The sequence below is a fragment of the Sphingomonas sp. AC449 genome (assembly GCF_979253475.1).
This window is the reverse complement of record NZ_CEEDCZ010000002.1, coordinates 155,943-174,732: the sequence shown is the minus strand read 5'-3', so window position 1 is coordinate 174,732 and position 18,790 is coordinate 155,943. Positions and strand designations below refer to the sequence as shown.

Genomic DNA, 18,790 nt, shown 5'->3' with positions numbered 1-18,790 from the left:
GATCTTCTCCATCAGATGAAAAGGGCGGCGGCCTTGCGGTCGTTGGCGGCAAGCGCCTGGTCGACCATGCGCGGCATCAGCGCGTTGACGCGGACGAACAGGCTTTCGGGGAATCCGATCACGACGTTGCGGCTGCGCGCGACGATCGCCGCGACGATCCGGTCGGCGACGTGCTCGGGGCTGTCCATCGCCATTCCGGTCGCGTCGGCGAAGGCGAGGACCTTGGGCGAATTGAGCGCGGTGCGCACCGCGCGCGGCGCGACATGCGTGATGCTGACGTCGGTCCCGGCATATTCACGGCGCAGCGCGTCGCTGAAGCCTTTGAGCCCCGCCTTCGCGCTCGAATAGGTCACGAAATGCGCGAACGGGATCGCGCCGAAGACCGACCCGATATTGACGATGCGGCCCGTGCCGCGCGTCTTGAACCGCGGCATCAGCGCACGCGTCAGCATCGCCGGCGCGACGAGGTTGATGATGTACCCCGCCCAGATCGCGTCGGGCGACTGGTCCGCGAACGGCCCGAAATACTGGATGCCCGCCAGGTTGATCAGCCCGTCGACCTCGCGCGCGGCAAGTTCGTCGGCGATGTGCGCCAGCCCCTCGAAGCTGCCGAGATCCGCGACCAGCATCTCGTCGGCGAGGTCCGAGGCGACCCGGTCGACGCCGATCACCTTTGCGCCCGCCGCGCGCAGCCGGGCTGCGACCAGCGAGCCGATGCCGCCGGCGATCCCGGTCAGGACGATGCGTTCGCCGTCAAGCCGCAACATCGATCGCCTCCATCGGAATCGCGGCGAACATCCCGCCGAACAGCCCGAACATCGCCTTTGCCATCGCGACGATCGCGATGCGGTCGGCGGGGTCGTCGATCCGGTTTATCAGCCGCTCGAAGAACACCATATGCTCCTGGTCGAGCGCACCGTGCGAGGTCAGATAGTGGAATGCCGCGGGCGGCAGGCCGAGGCTCGCCTGCACCGCCTCGGCCCCCTGCTGCGCAAAGGCGATGCTCGTCCCCTCAAGCACGAACACCATGCCGAAGAACGCGGCCGGATTGCCGTGGCGGATCGTGTCATAGGCAAACGCGATCATCGCCGCGGTCGCATCGGACGGCCCCGCCGCGATCGCCGCCGCGCGGTCGCCGCCCGCCGCGGCGATGTCGTCGAGGATCCACGCCTCGTGCCCGGTTTCCTCCGCGATATACTCGTCGAGTGCCGCGACCAGCATCGGGTTATGGCCCAGCCGCATCCGCGCCTCGTGCATCAGCGGCACCGTATGGCTGACGTGATGATAGGCCTGGGTCAGATAGGCGATATAGGTCGCGCGATCGATCCGCCCGGTCAGCCCCGCCTGCAGCTGGGGCGTGCGCAACATCGCCGCGCGCGCGGCAGCGGTCTGATCGACGAGCTGGTCAAAGAACGGCATGGCAGTCTCCCGGTGAAGAATGGCGCTGCGGCGAAGCCGACCATTGGCGGTCAGCGTGCCGTCGGCGGGGGTGAAGGCGCGGACGCTCCGCCAGCCGGCGATCCGTGCATAGGAAGGCAGCGACCGGTTCGCAGCGGCGACCACTGTCGCGATGTCGGCCTCCGGGGCAGACGTCACGATGAAGGCGGACAGCGCCGCGTCGCCATCGCCGTACACGCACGCCTGCGCGACGCCGGGCTGCGCTCGCAGCGCGTCCTCGACCCATTCGGGTGCAACGTTGCGGCCGAAACCGGTGACGAGCATCGACGATTTGCGCCCGACGATCGTCAGCCGCCCGGCGCTGTCGAGCGCGCCGATATCGCCGGTCGCCAGCGGTCCGCCGCCTGGCCGCGGGGCGTCGATCGTGCCGAGATGACCGACCCCGTCGACCAGGATCTCGCCGTCGTCGGCGAGCGTGACGTGGACATGACCGAGCGGCAGCCCGGTGGTGCCGCGCACGCGTTCGCCCAGCGCCTCGATCGCCACCACCGACCCGCATTCGGTCAGGCCATAGCCCTGCACCACGGGCAGCCCCAGCGCGCCGGCGCGATCAAGCAGCGCGACGGGCACGCGCGCGCCGCCGACCGCGACCAGCCGCAGCGCGGGCAAGCGGCGCCCGGATGCCTCGAGCACCGTGACGATGCCGCCGAGCAGTTCGGGTACCAGAATCAGGCTGGTCGCGCGCGTCGCCGCGATCGCCTCGACCATCTGCGGAAGATCGGGGCGAAACGGCTGTGCGAGCCCGATCGCCGCCGCACCGCGTGGTGCATAGGTGCCGCCCGCGAGCAGGCTGGCATAAAGCCCCGCGACATTTTCAAGCAACACGGCAAGCGGCAGCAGCGGCAGGTGCGTCCCCGCCATGTCCGCGCCGAACCGCGCGACGATCGCCGTGGCGGTGGCGAGCATCAGCGCGTCGGGCAGGCAGATGCCCTTGGGCGCGCCGGTCGAACCCGAGGTATAGCTGATCTTCGCGGTACCCGCGGGGACCGCGCGCCGCGCAAGGTCGAGCCGCCGGATCGACCGCGCATCGATGATCGCGCACGCCCCCGCATCGCGCAGCACCGCGTCGGCCTGTGCGGGCGTGAAGAAGGCAGGGATCGGTACGCACGCGACGCCGAGCGACAGCAGCGCAAGATCGGCGAGGATCCAGTCGATGTCGTTGTCGCTCGCCAGCCCGACGGGTGCCGCCGTGCCGTCCAGCACCCGCCCGAGCGTGTCCGCGATCGTCGCGACGCGCGCGGGGAGCGCGGCATAGCTGATGCGCTCCCGGCCATCGTCGACCGCGATCCGGTCCGGGACCTGCGCCGCCCGCGTCACGATCGCGTCGTACAGCGCGCTCATGCCGCCGCCGTCCGCAACGCGACATAGCGGCCGAGACCCGCGACGCCGTCGGCGATCACGCCGACGCACACGCGCGGATCGTCGTCATAATAGCTGCCCCAGCGCGCGGCATCGGCAAGCCGGCCGGGGTCCGCGCGCGCGATCTCGACCAGCGGCACCCCCGCCCGCCCGAGCAGCCGTCGGACCGTCGCGGTGACCGTCGCGACGACGAGCGCGTGACCCGCGCCCAGCGCGGTCGCGGTGTCGTGCCACAGATGAATCAGCGCGACCGGTGAGGTGCTGGCGAGACAGCCGATCTCGACGATCTCCGCACGATCGACCGCGCGCCCCAGCCGTTCCGAAACCGCCTGTTCGATCGGGCGGTCGAGATAGGCTTCGAGGAACAGGCGCTGGTCCGCTGCCGACCGATAGCCGAGCGCGGCCGCATCCGACGCACCGCGCCCGCTGGCGCCGCGAACCTGCCAGGCGGGATAGGCGAGGTCCGCCGTCGCCCCGAACGCCTGGTCGAAGCGCGTGCTCACGAACCGCCTGATCTCGTCCTCCCGCATCCGCCCGTCTCCTTCGAGGAGGTGACGCCGCCGCCGCGCGCGCACCGCAGTCCGCGCCCGCCGGCGATGACGATTTTTTTATTCCAGCCCCCGCGCCCACAGCGCGTCGCACACCCGGATGACCATGACCGCGATCGCCAGCACCGCGCCGATCGCGAGGGCGAGATAGAAATCCGGTGCCGTCCAGGCGTTGCGCGCCGCGGCCCGGGGCCTTGCGAGACGCCCGTCCCCGCTGAAATCACAGGGGTCCGCATCCTCGACGATCGCGGCGGGTGCCGGGTCGACGGCGGCGGGGTGCGCGACGGCTATGGCGATGGCGGTCATGACCGTGTTCCTTCCCGGATCGCAGGGGCCAGCCCCGCATAGAGCGAGAGCAGCGCGTCGAAATGATCGTCCATCGTCCGGACGGATCGGACCGCGCGCCGCACGGGCACTGGCCGGGCGACCGCGCGGATCGCCGCGGCGGCGCCATGCGCATCGCCCGAGCGATAAGTGACGCCGCCGCCCGCGCGCGCGAGGTCCGCGGCACCGCCGCGATCGGGCGCGATCAGCGTACAGCCCGACGCGACCGCCTCCGCCGCGGCGAAGCAGAACGTCTCCGCCTCGCAGCCATGGATCACCGCATCCGCGCTCGCCATCATCCGCGCCAGCGCCGCGCGGTCGCGCGTCGGCTCGATCAGGCGGACGTGCGGATTGCCCGCGATCGCATCGACGACCGCGCGCTGGCGCGATCCGCCGCCGATGATGACCAGCCCGGCCGGCACCTGCGCGCCCGCCAGCGTTGTCGCCTGCGCGACCATCGGCCAGCGCTTCTCGGGCGCATGCCGCCCCACCCCGATCAGCAGCAGCGCGGTCTCGGGCAGCCCGCACAGACCAAGCATCGCGCGCCGCGCATCCGCGTCGCGCAGCGCGGGGGAGAACAGTCCCGGCTCGACCCCCATCGGATCGGTCACGACCTTGCGCAGCCCGCCGTCGCGCAACCGCCCGGTCAGGCTGTCGCTCGCGCTCACTATCAGGTCGAACCGCTGGTCGAGCCGGCGCAGATGCCGCCAATACCAGCCGAACGCACGATCGACCGTCTGCGGCGATGCGACCTGTTCGAACCAGCGATACGCATAAGCGGACAGCGGGTCGGCATGCGCGACCAGCGCGAGCCGCGCGCGGCTGCGGCGCTCGGCGCGCCAGTCCGCGACGATCGAGGCGCTGCGCCACGGCGACGACACCTCGACCAGGTCCGCATCCTCCTCGTCGAGCACGCGGTACAAGGCGGGGCGGTCGGCGAAATAGCGATAGGCGCGGTCGAGCAGGAACCGGGGCGACCGCACCCAGCGGATTCGCGCGCGCGGTCCACGGCGTTCCTCCGCATCGCACGCGCCGGGTGCGACGACGACGACCTCGTGCCCGCGCGCCGCGAGCGCAACGAGCTTGCGGTCGACATAGGTACGCACCCCCCCGCCGCTCGGGGTATAAAAGGCGCAGACATCGACGATCTTCATGCCGCCGTTCCGTTCTGGGGGAGAAGATCGGCATAGCGCGCGACCGTCCGTCGTGCCGCGAGCGTCCCGATGGTCTGCGCGATGCTCGTCATCAGCGATGCCTTGGTGACGTCGCCCGGATGCACCGCGACCCGCAACGTCGGCAGCCAGTCGGGCAGCGCGCGCGCCGCAGCGGCGACCGCGAGCGAACTCGCGGTCCGCGCCGCCGACCGGCTCGCCCAGGTCACCACCGGCCCGCGCGCGACGATCGCATCGGTCGCCGGCTGCCACACCCGGAAATGATCCTCCGCAAGCGCGAAATCGCAGGCCTTCAGCGCCGCCCTCGCCCCTGCGCCATAAAGCCAGGCGGGGGCGATGAATCCCGCGACCGGGCGACCGATCGCGTCCTCGACGACCGCGCGCCCACGCCGCATGCGATCCTCGGCCTCGTCCGCGCCGAGCCCCAGAAACTCGCCCTCGCCCGCGGTCATGTACCGCGCCTTCATCGCGGCGGCGGCCGTCGGGTGGTCGCTTGCGTCACGGTGGAACCAGCCGTGCAGGAACATTTCGACTCCCGCATCGGCCCAGTGCCGCAATCGGCGCACGAACGCCGACGAACGGTCGAGCGGGGCACGGCCCCAATGATCGGGCACGACGAGCATCGCAAAGCGCGGTCCGCCAAGGATTGCGCCGATCGTCTCGGCCAGCCGCTCGATCGGATCGGCAAAGGCGGGCGAGACATCGTGAATCGACACCACCAGGCGCCGGTTTGCCGCAGCACCATCCCGCCGGGGATCATCGATCATCATGTCGTCATTCCCGTCGCCTCTCGCCGCTGCATGCCGGGTGACGGCACCACGTGGCCCGATCCGCAGTTCCCCGCGGACACCAGGCGGCGATTTTTTCCGCCCCCCACCGCGCACGAAGCTGCGGATCACGCAGCCCCGCGGCGTCGAGGGGCCATGACCGAACCAGGCTCGTCCGCCGCCGCCCCCGCCCCCGCCCCCGCCCTGCCCGTGCTACCCGCCCTGCCGCTCAGACCCATCGTGGTGCATCAGGGTATCGTCGCACGCTGGCTGACGCCGGCGCTGTCCGCGGCGATCCTCGTCGCCGCGCTGTGGCAACTGCGGCATCTCGACGTGCGCGGCGTGATCGCGATGCTGCCGCGGTCGCCGCGGTTCTGGCTGGTGTTCGCCGCGGGCTATCTGGCGATGCCGGCGAGCGAATGGGTCATCTACCGCCGGCTCTGGGCGCTGCCGGCCAGGGGGTTTCTCGCGCTGCTGCGCAAGCGGATCAGCAACGAGATCGTCGCGGGCTATTCGGGCGAGCTCTATTTCTATGCCTGGGCGCGGCGGCATGCGACGCTGATCGGGACGCCGTTCGGCGCGATCAAGGACGTGTCGATCCTGTCCGCGGTGGTCGCCAATGGCTGCACGCTCGCGCTCGCCGCGGTCAGCTGGCGCGCGCTGCTCGCGCTCAACCTCGGGACCGATGCCAAGGTGATGCTGGTGTCCGCCGCGAGCATCGCGCTACCCTCGCTCGTCACGCTCGCGCTGCGCAAACGGCTGTTTACGCTGCCGGGGACCGCACTCCGCCGCATCGCGCTGATCCACCTCCTCCGCATCGCCGCCACGACGACGCTCGCGGCGATGCTGTGGGCGGTGACGCTGCCCGCCGCGCCGCTCGCCTGGTGGCTCGTGCTCGCGGCGCTGCGCATGCTCGTCTCGCGCCTGCCACTTCTGCCCAACAAGGAAATCGTCTTTGCCGGGCTCGTCGCCTTCACCATCGGCCAGGCGTCGCAGGTGACCGAAATGCTGACGATGATCGCCGCGCTCTGGCTCGTCACGCACCTGCTGCTCGGCGCGATCCTCGCCGCGGTCGAGCTTGCCCAGCCGGAGGCCGGGCGATGATCCTCCGCTCGTTGCCCTGCTCGCAGCCGCACGAAAGCGAGCCCGCCATCCTCGTGACGGTCGACGGGTTGAAGGATCGCACGGGACGGCTGCGCGCTGAGATCTACCCGCCAACGACCGACGACTTTCTCGCCGACGACAAGGTTCTGGTCGCGCGGGAGGCCTAAAGACACTCGCGCCTGTCCGAACGCAGGTCTCCAATCTCTGGCTCACGGGCCGGCACCGCGTCGTTTCACAGAGCAGCGCCGTCGGCTGGACGAACCTGGGCACCGCCAATGCGGGCGGTGCACAAGATTAAAGACTATCGCCGGTGATGGCGCTCGGCGGACCGGTCTTATCGAGCGCATTGCTGCTCGCCGCACCCGACCGCGATAACAGGGTCAGCACGCACACCACCACCATCGACCTGACGCCGGCCACGCTCGAGTGTGATGTCGAGCCTGGTTGGTCTACCGCCCTCGATCTCAGCCGGTTCCTGCGTACTTGCATCGCACGCGGTCAACGCCAGCCACATCGGCGGTGTCCACGACACTGCAGGCTTTGCCACGCTGGTGCTGCGATAATCCGAACGTTCCGGGCTCGCTCGCCGCCCGCTGTCGCGGCAGCGTACGAGTAGGGCAACCACGACCATCGGACCTGCCGCGCCTGAATGCCTCCCCGCGAACGACGACGCACGTCGAAGGGCGAACCAACACCAGACGTCAGTCATCCTTGACCTGCTGTTGGTGGCCGGTTGATCCGCAGGTATCGTGCGTTTGTCCCTCGTGTGCGAGCGCCGGCAGATTGGACGAGATAGGCCTGACGGGAAGGGTGTGACGGTTTCAGCCATGCAGCGAATTGTCTGACCGTTCTGCACTTCTGGGGGTAGCCGGATCGGCCAGTTCCGGGCGGGAATTCGCCCCCCGGTCGGCGCAAACCACCGCCCGCAGACTCGACGAAGCGTGCAAATTGGGCGCCCGGAACGTCTGAATTGCCTGCTGGTTCCCGCTCACAACGAAAATCCGACGTGCCCGTTCATCTGCCGTCAATCTTCGGAAGGGCTTTGGGGCGGAACGGTTTCGGGATGATCCGTCCACAGAAAAAACACCGGATTACTCGCACTTACCGTGAACTTCAGGGAACCAAGCGCTGTACGGGGATAACCGTGCGTCGTCCGGGACGGGGAACAGAGCATGTTACGCGACGCGACTATCGGAAATGAGATTTTTCTGCAGGGTCAGTATCTGAGCCTGGGTATCAACGGCAGCGGCACGCTCGGGACGCGCGCGACCGCACCCGTGGGGTTCGTCACCGATGCGGTCAACGGCTATATCCGCCTGGGGCTCGTTGGCGACACGGATGGCTTCGGCAAGGGTGCGGCACCGACGCGCGACGCGATGCTCGCGGGAACGCCTGTCGAGAGCTTTTCGATCGGCTATGATATCGGTGCCAAGCATTACTCCAGCGTCAACAGCGAGCGGAACGGCAAGAGCGAAGTCGCCGGCGGGGTCTCCTCCGACCTGTCGAGCAACGGCGTCGGCAAGGCCGGCTGGACCGGCGCTACGACCGAGGGCGTCAAGGTCGCGCAGACGATGTCGCTCGCCGATGGCGCCAAATATATCAAGGTCGACGTCACGCTGACCAACACGACGGGCAAAGCGGTCGCCGATCTGCATTACATGCGCTCGATCGACCCCGACCACGGTGCGGGCTTTGATACGGTCAACACGGTGATCGAGCAGGGTGGCGACGGCGCGAACGGCGCGCTGATCGCGGCCTATGCGTCCAGCGGCAAGACGCCGCTATTCTACTACACCGCCGATGATCGCGCGAAGGTCTCCACCTTCAAGGGCTATGTCAACGAGAATCCCGACGCGGCAGCGACCTTCGATACCGCGCCGGCCGAGGGCTATTCGCTCAAGGGCGACAACGCGATCAACATCAATTTCGGTCTCGGCACGCTCGCCGCGGGCCGATCGACGACGTTCACTTTCTACATGGGTATCACCGATGATCTGAACGCGACCGTCGCCGCGATCAAGTCCGGTGCGGGCGCGCCCCCGGTGCCCGCTAATATCGCTCCTGTCGCGGTCGACGATTCATTCGCGATCGTCGCGGGCAAGAGCGAGACCGGCAACGTCCTGACCAACGACCGCGACGGCGATGGCGACGCGCTCACCGCCAGCCTCGTCAAGGGACCGACGCATGGTTCGTTGCTGTTCAACGCCAATGGCGGCTTCACCTATGTTGCGGACAAGGGCTATGTCGGCAGCGACAGCTTCACCTACGCGGCAAGCGACGGGAAGGCCTCCGACAACGGCGTCGTCACGATCGCGGTTACCGCGCCACCGGTCACTCCCCCCGTCAGCAAGCCAACGATTCAGGACGGCAGCAGTTCGGCATCGCAGACGCTCACGGGGACGTCGGGCAACGACATGTTCTTCTTCGACATTGCGAAGAACAGCGGTACCGACACGATCAAGAATTTCAGCCACGAGGACGTGCTCGCCACCACCGCCAAGCTTTTTGACGGCAATGGCGACGGCATCATTAAGTTCGCCGCCAACAGCCTGTCGCTGGATGCGCCCAGGAGCGATGATTACGCCGTCATCGAAGGCGTTTCGGCGCTCCGCCTGATGGGCACCGATGCCGCAGGGCGGTATATCTACGCCGATGCGAGCGTCCGCCCCCAGGGGGCAGAGGAAGGCACGCTCGCCAACGACAAATTGTCGGGCGATTCGACCGAGAAGACGGCCAGCCAGTTCTTCTTCGATACCGCGCTCGGGCGTGATCTCGGTCACGACACGCTGTCGAATTTCGGCGACAAGGATGTGCTGGTGACCACGGTCGCACTGCCCGACGACGGCACCGGCCACGTCAAGCTTGGCGCCAAGGGCGTACTCGACCTGGGCAGCAACGCGGGCGTCGATCTGGGCGATGTCACGATCGGTGGCCTGAAGGGCGCGTCCGTTTCCACGCTCGAGTTCGACGGCGCTGTCTCGCACGACGGCACGACCTATTATGTCTACAGCCTCGACGGGTCGGCTGCCGGAACCGCAGCGCTGCAGTTCTGAACGGAAGAGCATGCCGGGCGAATCCAGTCCCCCGGCATGCTTTTCAAGTACGCAGCGCACGCGATATTTCAAGCCGTGCCTTGTCCAATGGTTTCACCACACCGCCAAAGGTATAGCGGACCCGGAGTTATCTGCGCTTCGACTCATGCGGGGGCGTGTCGTCTGTCACCGTTTCGTGACGTCCAATGGCAAGATCGCGCTGCCATCGTGACCGCATGTGACTACGCAGTAGCAGGGCCTATTCTGCCTGTCTTCAGCATCGCCGAAAGCTACGTTTCAAAGATGGCCACTCTATCTGGCATAGATGCCGGCAAACCGGCCAACTGAGAATCTGGGTACGTCACAGAAAAATGCCGGTGGTCAGCGTGCCGGAAAAATGCTGATAAAAACCGGCACGCTGACCACCTGCAGGATACCAATCAAAAGCTTAAGATTGGCCGCACGCACTGTGACGCCCGCTACATACGACCGGCAGTTTGACTGTCCTAGTTCGCAATCGATTAACCTGAATCAATTTGTAAAGAACAACCGTCCTGCCGCATGTCGCGATCGCAAGCGTAGACGGGTCGAGGCCACGCGCTCGGCCAGTTCTGTACCTGCACGTTAAACCGGGGGGGGCTCGGGCGGGCCGACGGAAGCACGTAGGACGCCACTCTGGCGCGTCGCCAATGGGCAATCTTGCCGATTGTCTTCTTCACAAGCAGAATCACCACGATGGCACCAGACTCGGCGTGCCTTCGTCATGCCCGGTTGCCTATCAGCACCCGAGGCGGCAAGCGTAACCTACAATTGACCGTCATGGTGTGGACGGACAGGCTTGGCATGAAATTGCTGGAGCATGGTTCCGGCGGTTCGACGCAGCGCGTGTTCTTGCCGTACAGCATTGTGCTCATGGGCGCCCTAGGCAAGTGCTGGCCTCGATCGGCACGCCGATCAGAGCTGGCATTTCACCAATTTCGCCGCCGAGCGCGACCTATTCAATCAGCTCGATGAATGACACCCACCTCCGAAAGCCGACAAATATCACCAGCGCTGGCAAAATCTCCACCGACCCGACATTGTGGATTATCGCAGCTTCTCATCGTTCCAAGCCCATCTGCAATCAATAGCTGAGACGGTCACGAGAGGGGCGTAGAGCAGATTTGGCTTCATGCCGGGCGCGGCGCGGATCCGACGAGGGCACAGTGACTGTCCTACGACGATGCGCTCCCGGCCGGGTGGTTCGACAGCATTGCGTCGAAACCATCAGCGAACCCCTTTGTCGGTACCGATGCAACGAACCCGGCAGGTTTACCCAAATCGAGACTTACGACGTCAACGTCTTCATCGGCCGGATCATTCTGATATGCCAGATCGACAACGTACCAGCTGCGGCGACCGGCTATTCGTATATCTTCCCGAATAGCGTCGATAAGGCTAAGGCGTCCGTCGTCTACCCAGGCCGTGGCGTCGGAACCGAGTGTCCTTAGTTCGCCCGTTCCTTTGGCGTCAGTGGCTATCCGAAGCTGGACCGCGTCAGTGGCTCGGTGAGGCGAGAATGGAGATGGCCGAATTCCACCCGCCAGTTGGCTGGCTTTGGTCGAAGCGTCTCTACGCGGTCATATCGGTCATGACGACGTCGATCGGCACCGGCAACAGCTACACCCGCATGGGTGCAATCAGCATGAGGCGCAACGCATGAACCGTTTTATCACACTTGCCGCTCTATTGATCACCGCCCCCGCGCTGGCAGGCCCCGCCCGACCGCTCAAGCCGGGAACGGTCATCACCAAGGCGAAGAATCTCGCGAGCTATCGCTATATCGACGCCCTTACGGAAGCCAGTGGGCTTCGGATGGACGGCTTTCTGCTCCGCTATGATCGCGCAGGCATTCGCCTGCGGGGCGATGCGCACGATATCGTCATCCGCAACGGTTCGATGGCAACCAAGAGAGAAACGACGGGCAGCGATTTGCCCGTCGGGATTGATCTTGCTGGCACCGTACATGATGTTCTGATCGAGGGAGTGACGGCTAGCGGGCATCGCATGCAGCCCGTATTAAAGAAATATACCAACGGCGACGGCTTCAGTCAGGAAGCCGGGGTGTACCGGGTGACCTATCGGCGCGACGTGTCGACGAACAACAGCGACGGCGGCTTTGACCTCAAGGGGCAGGCTCGGCTCGAGGATCTGATCGCCGAGCGCAACGGCCGGAACTACCGCTTCTGGAACGACATAACGGCGACAACGCTGACCAGTAAGGATCCATCTGGCGCACACGTCTGGCTTAACGCCAAGGCACCGCAGAACGTCACGATCGATCGCCTGGTTGTCCTTAGCACGACAATTGCGCCAGTACTTCGCATCGAAAACGCGTTTCCGGTCTCGGTCACGGTAAAGGAATGTGTCTTTGCAGTACCGCGTGGCACGTTGCTTCAGTGGGGCGGCAAGTCTGCCACAGTGAAATGGGGCCGAAATTGTCTCCGTGATGCCAACGGCTACGCTATCAACACGTAAAGGGGACCGGCCGTTGCCTCGTAACGACCTGCCTCCCACGCCGGCGAAATCTTCACCGGTAAGGACAGGTATTGCTGGTAGGGCTTAGCAGGTCAAAGACGCGTTTGGTGAGGGTGCCGCGTGGCACGGCATCACGGTCCGTAGACAGGGTTTGCCATCAAGTAGCAAAGCAGTGTGATTGCCGAAAATACTTGTCACAATAGATACGCCATCCCGCGCCACCTCAATCCTATCGCTTATAACTTGTTCATCGAGCACCCAGTGCAATTCCCGGCTTCTCGTCGTAGCGAGGTTTAGCATGGCAACGGCAAATGTTATACCCACCGCGCCAAGCAAGACTAAAGTTCGTATTGTTTGTGTAGGAAGCGACGATGCTCGTAGCAAGTATATCAAGGTATGCAGCGAGATTATATGGATGAGATATACCAAATATGATATCTTCCCCATACGAAAACAATGGGGTGCTTCCAAACCAGCGGGCGAGCAGGTCGCTATAGCAATGGGACGGCAACGATGCTAACCATACGACCAATAGTCAAATTCCTGCGGCTATAATTTATACAGCTCCATTCTTGACAACTGAAACCACCACGAGATTAGACAAGCATAACATCCGGATTTTTATCTCTATTCGCCTCATGACATAACAAGTTTACGCGACAATCCCTCTAGTCTTGGCATGCTATTGGGAAATCATCGACGTACGAATAAGGCCCGACGAATGACCAGAACATCCAGCATCATTTTGCTACCAGAAGGTTCCGCAAGCGCGTCGTCACGAACCGTGACCCTGCATTCGTCAAATGATCATCGTCTCGATACAGTATAGACCCGTTGTCATAAGTCACGCACCCCTCAGTGCTACACATGAAGTCACGAGGTAGCACGAAATAGGTGCCCGGCAGCGATATAGCCGACAATACGCCATCGGCTTTCTCACCCCAATAACCGTCACGTGCGGGGGATCTCTGACATGTCGTGATGTCGCGATTGAACTTTGCCGCTCGTGCAAAACATGTCGCAGGCCAGAAGGTAAATTCTGGGGTCGAGCCTACGAATATCAGCTTTACGCGATGGCCAACGATTTGGCGGACGCGATCCTCAAATCGCACAACAAGCGCCTTGAACTTTGCTGTGCCGGCAGGCGTCCTGTCCCTGGCGGTAGACTCCGGGAAAGACGTACTCCAGCGCATGCTGATAACAACAGCTTTGAGGTTCGGCTGCTGCGCCGCCTCCGCCAACGCTGCTTGATGAAACTTCCTGCACGCCGCCTGGCGGCCATCTTCTGACGCAATGACCAAAGGAGTGCACCCCGAGACGGTCGCCTGCCTGACAGCAAAGCCGTGCAGACGCCCCAAGTCCTCCATACCGGGCATAAGGTGGTCAGCGTGAGAGTCGCCCCATAGGAGAACCGAGTAATTGCCCTTCGAGCTATTCCCCCCAATGCACCGCGAGGGGTCGTTGAGTTGGTTCACGCCGTCGGCGCTATGACACGCGGAGCGACGCGGATTGACACTTCTTATTGCAGCATCGGCGATCTGCACTGACGGCGAAGCGTAAGCCCTGAAGCCATGGGTCGCCCACAGGGTCAGGCCGATTGCTCCCGTCAAAATACAAACGCTCGCACTTGCCACCAATACGCTTCGTCGTGACAGCGGGATTGTGCCTTTTCCGCGAAACGGCTTCTCGACAAAGCGCAAAGACATGGCGCCCAATGCGTAAGCCGCCGCAAGTGCAACGAACGCCTCCCACGGGAGAAGTGGTCGATTGAGCGCTATCCGTGACAGCACCAGGATTGGCCAATGCCAAAGATAGAGGCTGTATGATATCAATCCGGTGAAAAGTATCCAGCGCAGCGACAAGGTCCGCCCAATAGCTGTTGAATATCCTTGGCCGGAATGGATCAGCAGAAGTGTACCCAGACATGGCGGGATCGCAGCCAACCCAGGAAAGGGCGTCTTTTCCGAATACAGGAACATAGGAATAACGATCAGGAGCAAGCCGATGCAGGCCAAAGACTCACGCCAACCCGCTTGTCTGATAGCAGGAACGGCACCCACAGCGAGCAACGCACCGAAACCGAGTTCCCATGCCCGATAGGGGAGTAAATAAAACGCCTGGCTCGGCGCCAGCTTGACCATAATTATTGATGCTGCGAGCGAGCAGACAACCATGCCGATCACGAACAAGCCGAGAGTCCGTGGCCTTCCCTTCGAAATCAGGAAAGCCGCAATCAAAGGCCAGAATATATAGAACTGCTCTTCGACAGCGAGCGACCACGTGTGCAAAAGTGGCTTATCGATTGAGTCAGTATCAAAGTAGCCACTGCTACTCCAGAATATGATATTAGATACAAACGCCGCAACACCTATCAAGCTTTTTCCATACGCGGCAAGCTCAAATGGTGGCAGTATATGGAGCGATGCGATCGACGTCACAATAAGCATTGCAAGAAGTGCGGGAATGATCCTGCGAAACCTTCGCTCATAGAACGTGGCGATAGAAAATCTATGAGACTCGGCCTCAGTGCGAATTATAGACGTGATTAGGAAGCCGGACAGCACAAAGAAAACATCGACGCCAATAAATCCGCCGGGCAGGAGATTTGGGACTGCGTGGAAAACAACGACGCCCCCAACCGCCACGGCCCGCAAGCCGTCAATGTCCGACCTATATTGAGTCACAAGTTCCCCCCGATTTTTGCTTCAGCCCAGTCCCCGCCCCGCCCCCGGAGAGGCAGGACGGCCAGCTGCCACGAGCCAAATTGAAACAGTCGCAGGCTCTAAGCACGACACGCGCCGCCAACGCGTTGATCTTGCGCAAGCGCCTCGCTTTCAAATGCCCCCTCTTCCTTAAATTATTGATATTGCGCAGGGTGAAATTCACCGATTTCGAGCAACCAACGGTAAAGACAAGGTATTTTCCGCCCCTGGATCGGACGCGAGGGTTTGCCCTGGAAGTCGTCAACGGCATCTATGAACGTCGCAAGCGGTCGAGACGGCTAGAAGTTCGCAAGACCGGAATCTTACAGCCTGATGCCGCCGAATGTCCCCCGGCATGGCAACGAAATCGACCGCATCTTAAACGCCAAGTGCACGCGATCCTCGCAATATAACCTTCCCCGATTTTCGATATGATTGGTATTGTTTTGATACTGCGAACGTGACAGCATGTGCTTGTCCGATGGGTCCGGATGGTACTGCCGAACAATGTCAGCAAGTCACGGGGCGCCAGATCCCGATGAACGAGCAGCATAAGGTTCATCGACTGCGTCCGAACAGGGTCGGAGGCAGTCGACAGCGCGCGGCATCATCCATGTGACCCGATCGGCGACACAGGGGGGCTAGAATGATGGTGTTAAAGGGGTTGATGGCCACGACATGTTGCGTGGCTGCGTTGATGGCATTGCCGGCACAGGCGCAGGTCCAGTCGTCGGATAGCGGCATGCCGGAGCCGCAGGCAGCGGATGCAGGCGGCACGACGGGAAGTGCCAGCGCAAATACCGGCGCGCAGGATGGCCAGGTCGCGATCGGCGATCCCGTCGCCTCCGCCAAGCTCGCCGCAGATACGCAGCGCACCGGCGAACCGCGGGATGGGTCGGACATCGTCGTCACCGGCACGCGCATCGCTCGCCCGAACAACCGCTCCGCCGCACCGATCGTCACGACGACCGCCGCGGAAATCGCGGCACAGGGCGCGACGACGATCGAGGAGGTGCTGAACCGTCTGCCGCAGATCCAGGTGAATTCGGAACAGAATTTCAGCGATTCCGAAGGTCGCCAGCGCATCAAGCTGCGCAGCCTGGGCTATGAGCGCACGCTGACGCTGATCGACGGCCTGCGCATGGGCCTCGCCAACACGGTCGACGTCGGCATCATCCCCAACGCGCTGGTCGAGCGGATCGACGTGCTCACCGGCGGCGCCTCGTCCGTCTACGGGTCCGACGCGGTGTCGGGCGTCGTCAACTTCGTCCTGAAGAAGAATTTCGAAGGCATCCGGCTCGACGCGAACTACAGCTTCTACAACCACGACAATGGCAGCAACGCGGTCACCGATGCGGCCGGTCGCGCGGGTTTCGCCGCCAAGCGCGGATTGACCAATGACGGTGGCCGTTCGGACGTCAGCCTGGCGGCCGGCACCAATCTGTTCAACGACCGCGTGAACCTCACCGGGTTCATCAACTACCGCCAGTCCAACCCGATCGAGCTGGTCGATCGCTCCTATTCCGTCTGCGAGGCGGTCCAGCCGACCAACACGTCGCCGCTCGGCTGTTCGCGGGCAAGCTTCACGCCCGCCGGCACGATCGTCCCGCAGTCGGGGCCGCGCGCGGGGCAGATCCTGGTCAACAATCCCAACGGCAACGGGACCTTCATTCCGATCAACAGCGGGCCGCAGGGCTCGTCCGCCAACCCCTATGACAATTGGGCGGTCCAGCGCGCGTTCAACCGCGTCAACCTTGGCGGCTTCCTGACCGCCAAGATCACCGACGACATCGAGCTTTACGGCAACGGGCTGTTCTACCGCGACAAGTCCTACAACACCCAGCTCAACCGCACCTTCAACTTCGGGGCGTACGGCTCAGACCCGTTCCGCGTGAATTGCGACAACGCATTCCTGTCGGCGTCGCAGGCACAGGATCTGTGCGGCGCCAACGCCGGTGTCGCCGGGCAATATGCGCCGATCGACGTCCGCTATCGCTTCGACGGGCTGCCACTGGTGCGGCAGCGCTTCACCAACGAGGGCTATCGTATCGTCGCGGGGCTGCGCGGGCGCGGCTTTGACGACGTGTGGTCGTACGATGTCGCAGGCATGATCTCGCGCGCGCGTCTCGACACGATCGACGTGCCGATCGCGCGCTTCGACAACATCAACCGTTCGCTCGACGTCGTGCGCGTCAACGGCACGCCGACGTGTCGTGCGGTGGTCAACGGGACCGATCCGTCCTGCGTGCCGTTCAACGCGTTCGCGCCGTTCAATCAGGATGCGGCGCTCAACCAGTATCTTTACGGTGGCGCGACCGGCGGGATCAGCACGCGCATTCCGCGCCTGTTGCAGTTCGTCGGTACCGTCAGCGGCGATCTGGGTCGATACGGCATTACCTCGCCGCTCGCCGAGCAGGGCATCGCGATCGCGCTGGGCGCGGAATATCGCGAGGAAATGGAACGGACGATCGTCAACGAGATCTTCCAGCAGAACAATGGTGGCGAGAACCAGCGCTTCACGCAGAGCATCCTCGAAGCCAATGCCGAGGTGCAGGCGCCGCTGATCGAACATCGCCGGTTCGCCGAGCTGTTGCAGGTCAATGCGGGCTACCGCGTGTCGCAGTACAACCGCCTCGACGGCAAGTTCGACACCTGGAAGGTCGAGGGGCTCTGGTCGCCTGTGGCCGACATCACGCTGCGCGCCTCGTACAACAAGTCCCAGGCCGCGCCGGGCGTCAGCACCGCGCAGGGTGCCGCGAACATCTTCTGGAACCAGGGTTTCTATGCCGATCCCTGCGCGCCGCGGATCGATCCGTCGAATCCCAACGGCGCGCGACTGGCGCCGTCCGCGACGTTGCAGCAGTGCCGCAACACCGGCCTTGCCGACAATCTCTATGGCAGCGCCTCGCTGATCTGCCCTGACGATCGGTGCACCGTGCGCGAGGGCGGGTTCAACCTGACGCCTGAAAGCGCCTTCACCAAGACGTTCGGCGTCGTGCTGCGCCCACGCTTCATACCCGGCCTGACGGTGTCAATCGACCGCTGGCTGATCGATCTGAAGGACCAGCTCGACTTCCTCCAGCCGCAGAACATCATCGGCGAGTGCTTGGCCACCGGGAATGACTATTTCTGCCGCGGCATCGTCCGCAATCCCGGCACCGGCACGCTGTCCAGTTCGCCCGCGAGCAGCCCGGCGACGGGTTGGGTGGCGCGCGGCTCGGCCAATGGCTACAAGTCGCAGTCGCACGGCTGGGATTTCCAGGGCCAATATAATGTCGGTCTGGGCGGCGTCGGCCGGCTCGACATGAGCTTCAACGGGACGCTGATGACCCGCGTCGGCTCGCAATCCTCGCCGACGATCGAACCGCGCGACTGCGTTGGGTATTTCGGCAATCTCTGCGGCGAGAGCATGCCGCGCTGGGCGCACCAGCTCCGCACCACCTGGACCGCACCCGACCGCACGACCAGCCTGTCGGTCAACTGGCGCCACCGCGGCGCGATGCCGCTCGACATCTATGCGCCCGAGGACACCGGCATCCCCGCGCAGGACGCAAGTGCCCGGCGCGATCAATATCCCGGTGTCGGTTCGTACAACTGGATCGACGTCGCGCTCAGCTTCGACATCAACAAGCAGATGACGTTCCGGCTGGCCGCCAACAACATCTTCGACCGCGATCCGCCGCTCGTTCCGGACAGCCGTTCGCGGATCGGTCTGCTGCGCGGCAATACGGTGATGGGCTACGACCTGCTCGGCCGGCAGCTCGTCGCGGGTGTATCGCTGCGGCTGTGATCATGACCTGCCGGCAT

Annotated in this window: 13 protein-coding genes; 6 read left to right on the top strand and 7 right to left on the bottom strand. The window is 64.1% G+C overall.

Going from position 1 to position 18,790, the window contains the following annotated elements; genetic code table 11:
• Positions 1-11: 11 nt before the first annotated feature.
• The 6 genes from AC0CH3_RS04420 to AC0CH3_RS04395 all read right to left on the bottom strand — a co-directional run bounded on the left by AC0CH3_RS04420 (position 12) and on the right by AC0CH3_RS04395 (position 5,628).
• Positions 12-767: an SDR family NAD(P)-dependent oxidoreductase gene (locus tag AC0CH3_RS04420; RefSeq protein ID WP_354302215.1), complete on the bottom strand. Its 756-nt coding sequence runs from the start codon at positions 765-767 to the stop codon at positions 12-14.
• Positions 754-2,799, bottom strand: a complete 2,046-nt coding sequence (locus AC0CH3_RS04415) for an AMP-binding protein (protein ID WP_465237639.1) — start codon at positions 2,797-2,799, stop codon at positions 754-756. Before AC0CH3_RS04415 ends, AC0CH3_RS04420 begins: the two co-directional genes overlap by 14 nt.
• Complete coding sequence (locus AC0CH3_RS04410; RefSeq protein ID WP_354302211.1) at positions 2,796-3,347, bottom strand: thermostable hemolysin; 552 nt, start codon at positions 3,345-3,347, stop codon at positions 2,796-2,798. The genes AC0CH3_RS04415 and AC0CH3_RS04410 overlap by 4 nt, the downstream gene beginning before the upstream one ends.
• A gap of 78 nt (positions 3,348-3,425) precedes the next feature.
• Positions 3,426-3,671, bottom strand: a complete 246-nt coding sequence (locus AC0CH3_RS04405; RefSeq protein ID WP_354302209.1) for a hypothetical protein — start codon at positions 3,669-3,671, stop codon at positions 3,426-3,428.
• The gene (locus AC0CH3_RS04400; protein WP_465237638.1) at positions 3,668-4,843 is read right to left on the bottom strand and encodes a glycosyltransferase; all 1,176 of its coding nucleotides are present in this window, start codon (positions 4,841-4,843) and stop codon (positions 3,668-3,670) included. The genes AC0CH3_RS04405 and AC0CH3_RS04400 overlap by 4 nt, the downstream gene beginning before the upstream one ends.
• Positions 4,840-5,628, bottom strand: a complete 789-nt coding sequence (locus AC0CH3_RS04395) for a polysaccharide deacetylase family protein (RefSeq protein ID WP_354302205.1) — start codon at positions 5,626-5,628, stop codon at positions 4,840-4,842. The genes AC0CH3_RS04400 and AC0CH3_RS04395 overlap by 4 nt, the downstream gene beginning before the upstream one ends.
• Positions 5,629-5,784: 156 nt before the next feature.
• Here AC0CH3_RS04395 and AC0CH3_RS04390 point away from each other — a divergent pair, with 156 nt between their 5' ends.
• The 5 genes from AC0CH3_RS04390 to AC0CH3_RS04370 all read left to right on the top strand — a co-directional run bounded on the left by AC0CH3_RS04390 (position 5,785) and on the right by AC0CH3_RS04370 (position 12,281).
• Entirely contained in the window at positions 5,785-6,732 is a 948-nt protein-coding gene (locus tag AC0CH3_RS04390) for a hypothetical protein (RefSeq protein WP_354302203.1), read from the top strand.
• A complete protein-coding gene (locus AC0CH3_RS04385) occupies positions 6,729-6,899 on the top strand; it encodes a hypothetical protein (protein WP_465237637.1) in 171 nt (56 codons plus the stop codon). Before AC0CH3_RS04390 ends, AC0CH3_RS04385 begins: the two co-directional genes overlap by 4 nt.
• 1,005 nt (positions 6,900-7,904) lie before the next feature.
• A complete protein-coding gene (locus AC0CH3_RS04380; protein WP_354302200.1) occupies positions 7,905-9,785 on the top strand; it encodes an Ig-like domain-containing protein in 1,881 nt (626 codons plus the stop codon).
• Between the two features lie 1,537 nt (positions 9,786-11,322).
• Positions 11,323-11,466: a hypothetical protein gene (locus AC0CH3_RS04375; RefSeq protein WP_457325505.1), complete on the top strand. Its 144-nt coding sequence runs from the start codon at positions 11,323-11,325 to the stop codon at positions 11,464-11,466.
• On the top strand, positions 11,463-12,281 hold the full coding sequence (locus tag AC0CH3_RS04370; RefSeq protein WP_354302196.1) for a hypothetical protein: 819 nt from the start codon (positions 11,463-11,465) through the stop codon (positions 12,279-12,281). Before AC0CH3_RS04375 ends, AC0CH3_RS04370 begins: the two co-directional genes overlap by 4 nt.
• 740 nt (positions 12,282-13,021) lie before the next feature.
• On the opposite strand, the gene AC0CH3_RS04365 is transcribed toward AC0CH3_RS04370, so the two are convergent.
• Positions 13,022-14,935: an acyltransferase family protein gene (locus AC0CH3_RS04365; RefSeq protein WP_465237636.1), complete on the bottom strand. Its 1,914-nt coding sequence runs from the start codon at positions 14,933-14,935 to the stop codon at positions 13,022-13,024.
• Between the two features lie 733 nt (positions 14,936-15,668).
• Here AC0CH3_RS04365 and AC0CH3_RS04360 point away from each other — a divergent pair.
• On the top strand, positions 15,669-18,773 hold the full coding sequence (locus tag AC0CH3_RS04360) for a TonB-dependent receptor plug domain-containing protein (RefSeq protein ID WP_354302192.1): 3,105 nt from the start codon (positions 15,669-15,671) through the stop codon (positions 18,771-18,773).
• Positions 18,774-18,790: the final 17 nt, after the last annotated feature.

Coding starts and splice junctions, on each gene's coding strand:
- AC0CH3_RS04420 (WP_354302215.1), bottom strand. CDS start 767: ATGTTGCGGCTTGACGGCGAACGCATCGTCCTGACCGGGATCGCCGGC.
- AC0CH3_RS04415 (WP_465237639.1), bottom strand. CDS start 2,799: ATGAGCGCGCTGTACGACGCGATCGTGACGCGGGCGGCGCAGGTCCCG.
- AC0CH3_RS04410 (WP_354302211.1), bottom strand. CDS start 3,347: ATGCGGGAGGACGAGATCAGGCGGTTCGTGAGCACGCGCTTCGACCAG.
- AC0CH3_RS04405 (WP_354302209.1), bottom strand. CDS start 3,671: ATGACCGCCATCGCCATAGCCGTCGCGCACCCCGCCGCCGTCGACCCG.
- AC0CH3_RS04400 (WP_465237638.1), bottom strand. CDS start 4,843: ATGAAGATCGTCGATGTCTGCGCCTTTTATACCCCGAGCGGCGGGGGG.
- AC0CH3_RS04395 (WP_354302205.1), bottom strand. CDS start 5,628: ATGATCGATGATCCCCGGCGGGATGGTGCTGCGGCAAACCGGCGCCTG.
- AC0CH3_RS04390 (WP_354302203.1), top strand. CDS start 5,785: ATGACCGAACCAGGCTCGTCCGCCGCCGCCCCCGCCCCCGCCCCCGCC.
- AC0CH3_RS04385 (WP_465237637.1), top strand. CDS start 6,729: ATGATCCTCCGCTCGTTGCCCTGCTCGCAGCCGCACGAAAGCGAGCCC.
- AC0CH3_RS04380 (WP_354302200.1), top strand. CDS start 7,905: ATGTTACGCGACGCGACTATCGGAAATGAGATTTTTCTGCAGGGTCAG.
- AC0CH3_RS04375 (WP_457325505.1), top strand. CDS start 11,323: ATGGAGATGGCCGAATTCCACCCGCCAGTTGGCTGGCTTTGGTCGAAG.
- AC0CH3_RS04370 (WP_354302196.1), top strand. CDS start 11,463: ATGAACCGTTTTATCACACTTGCCGCTCTATTGATCACCGCCCCCGCG.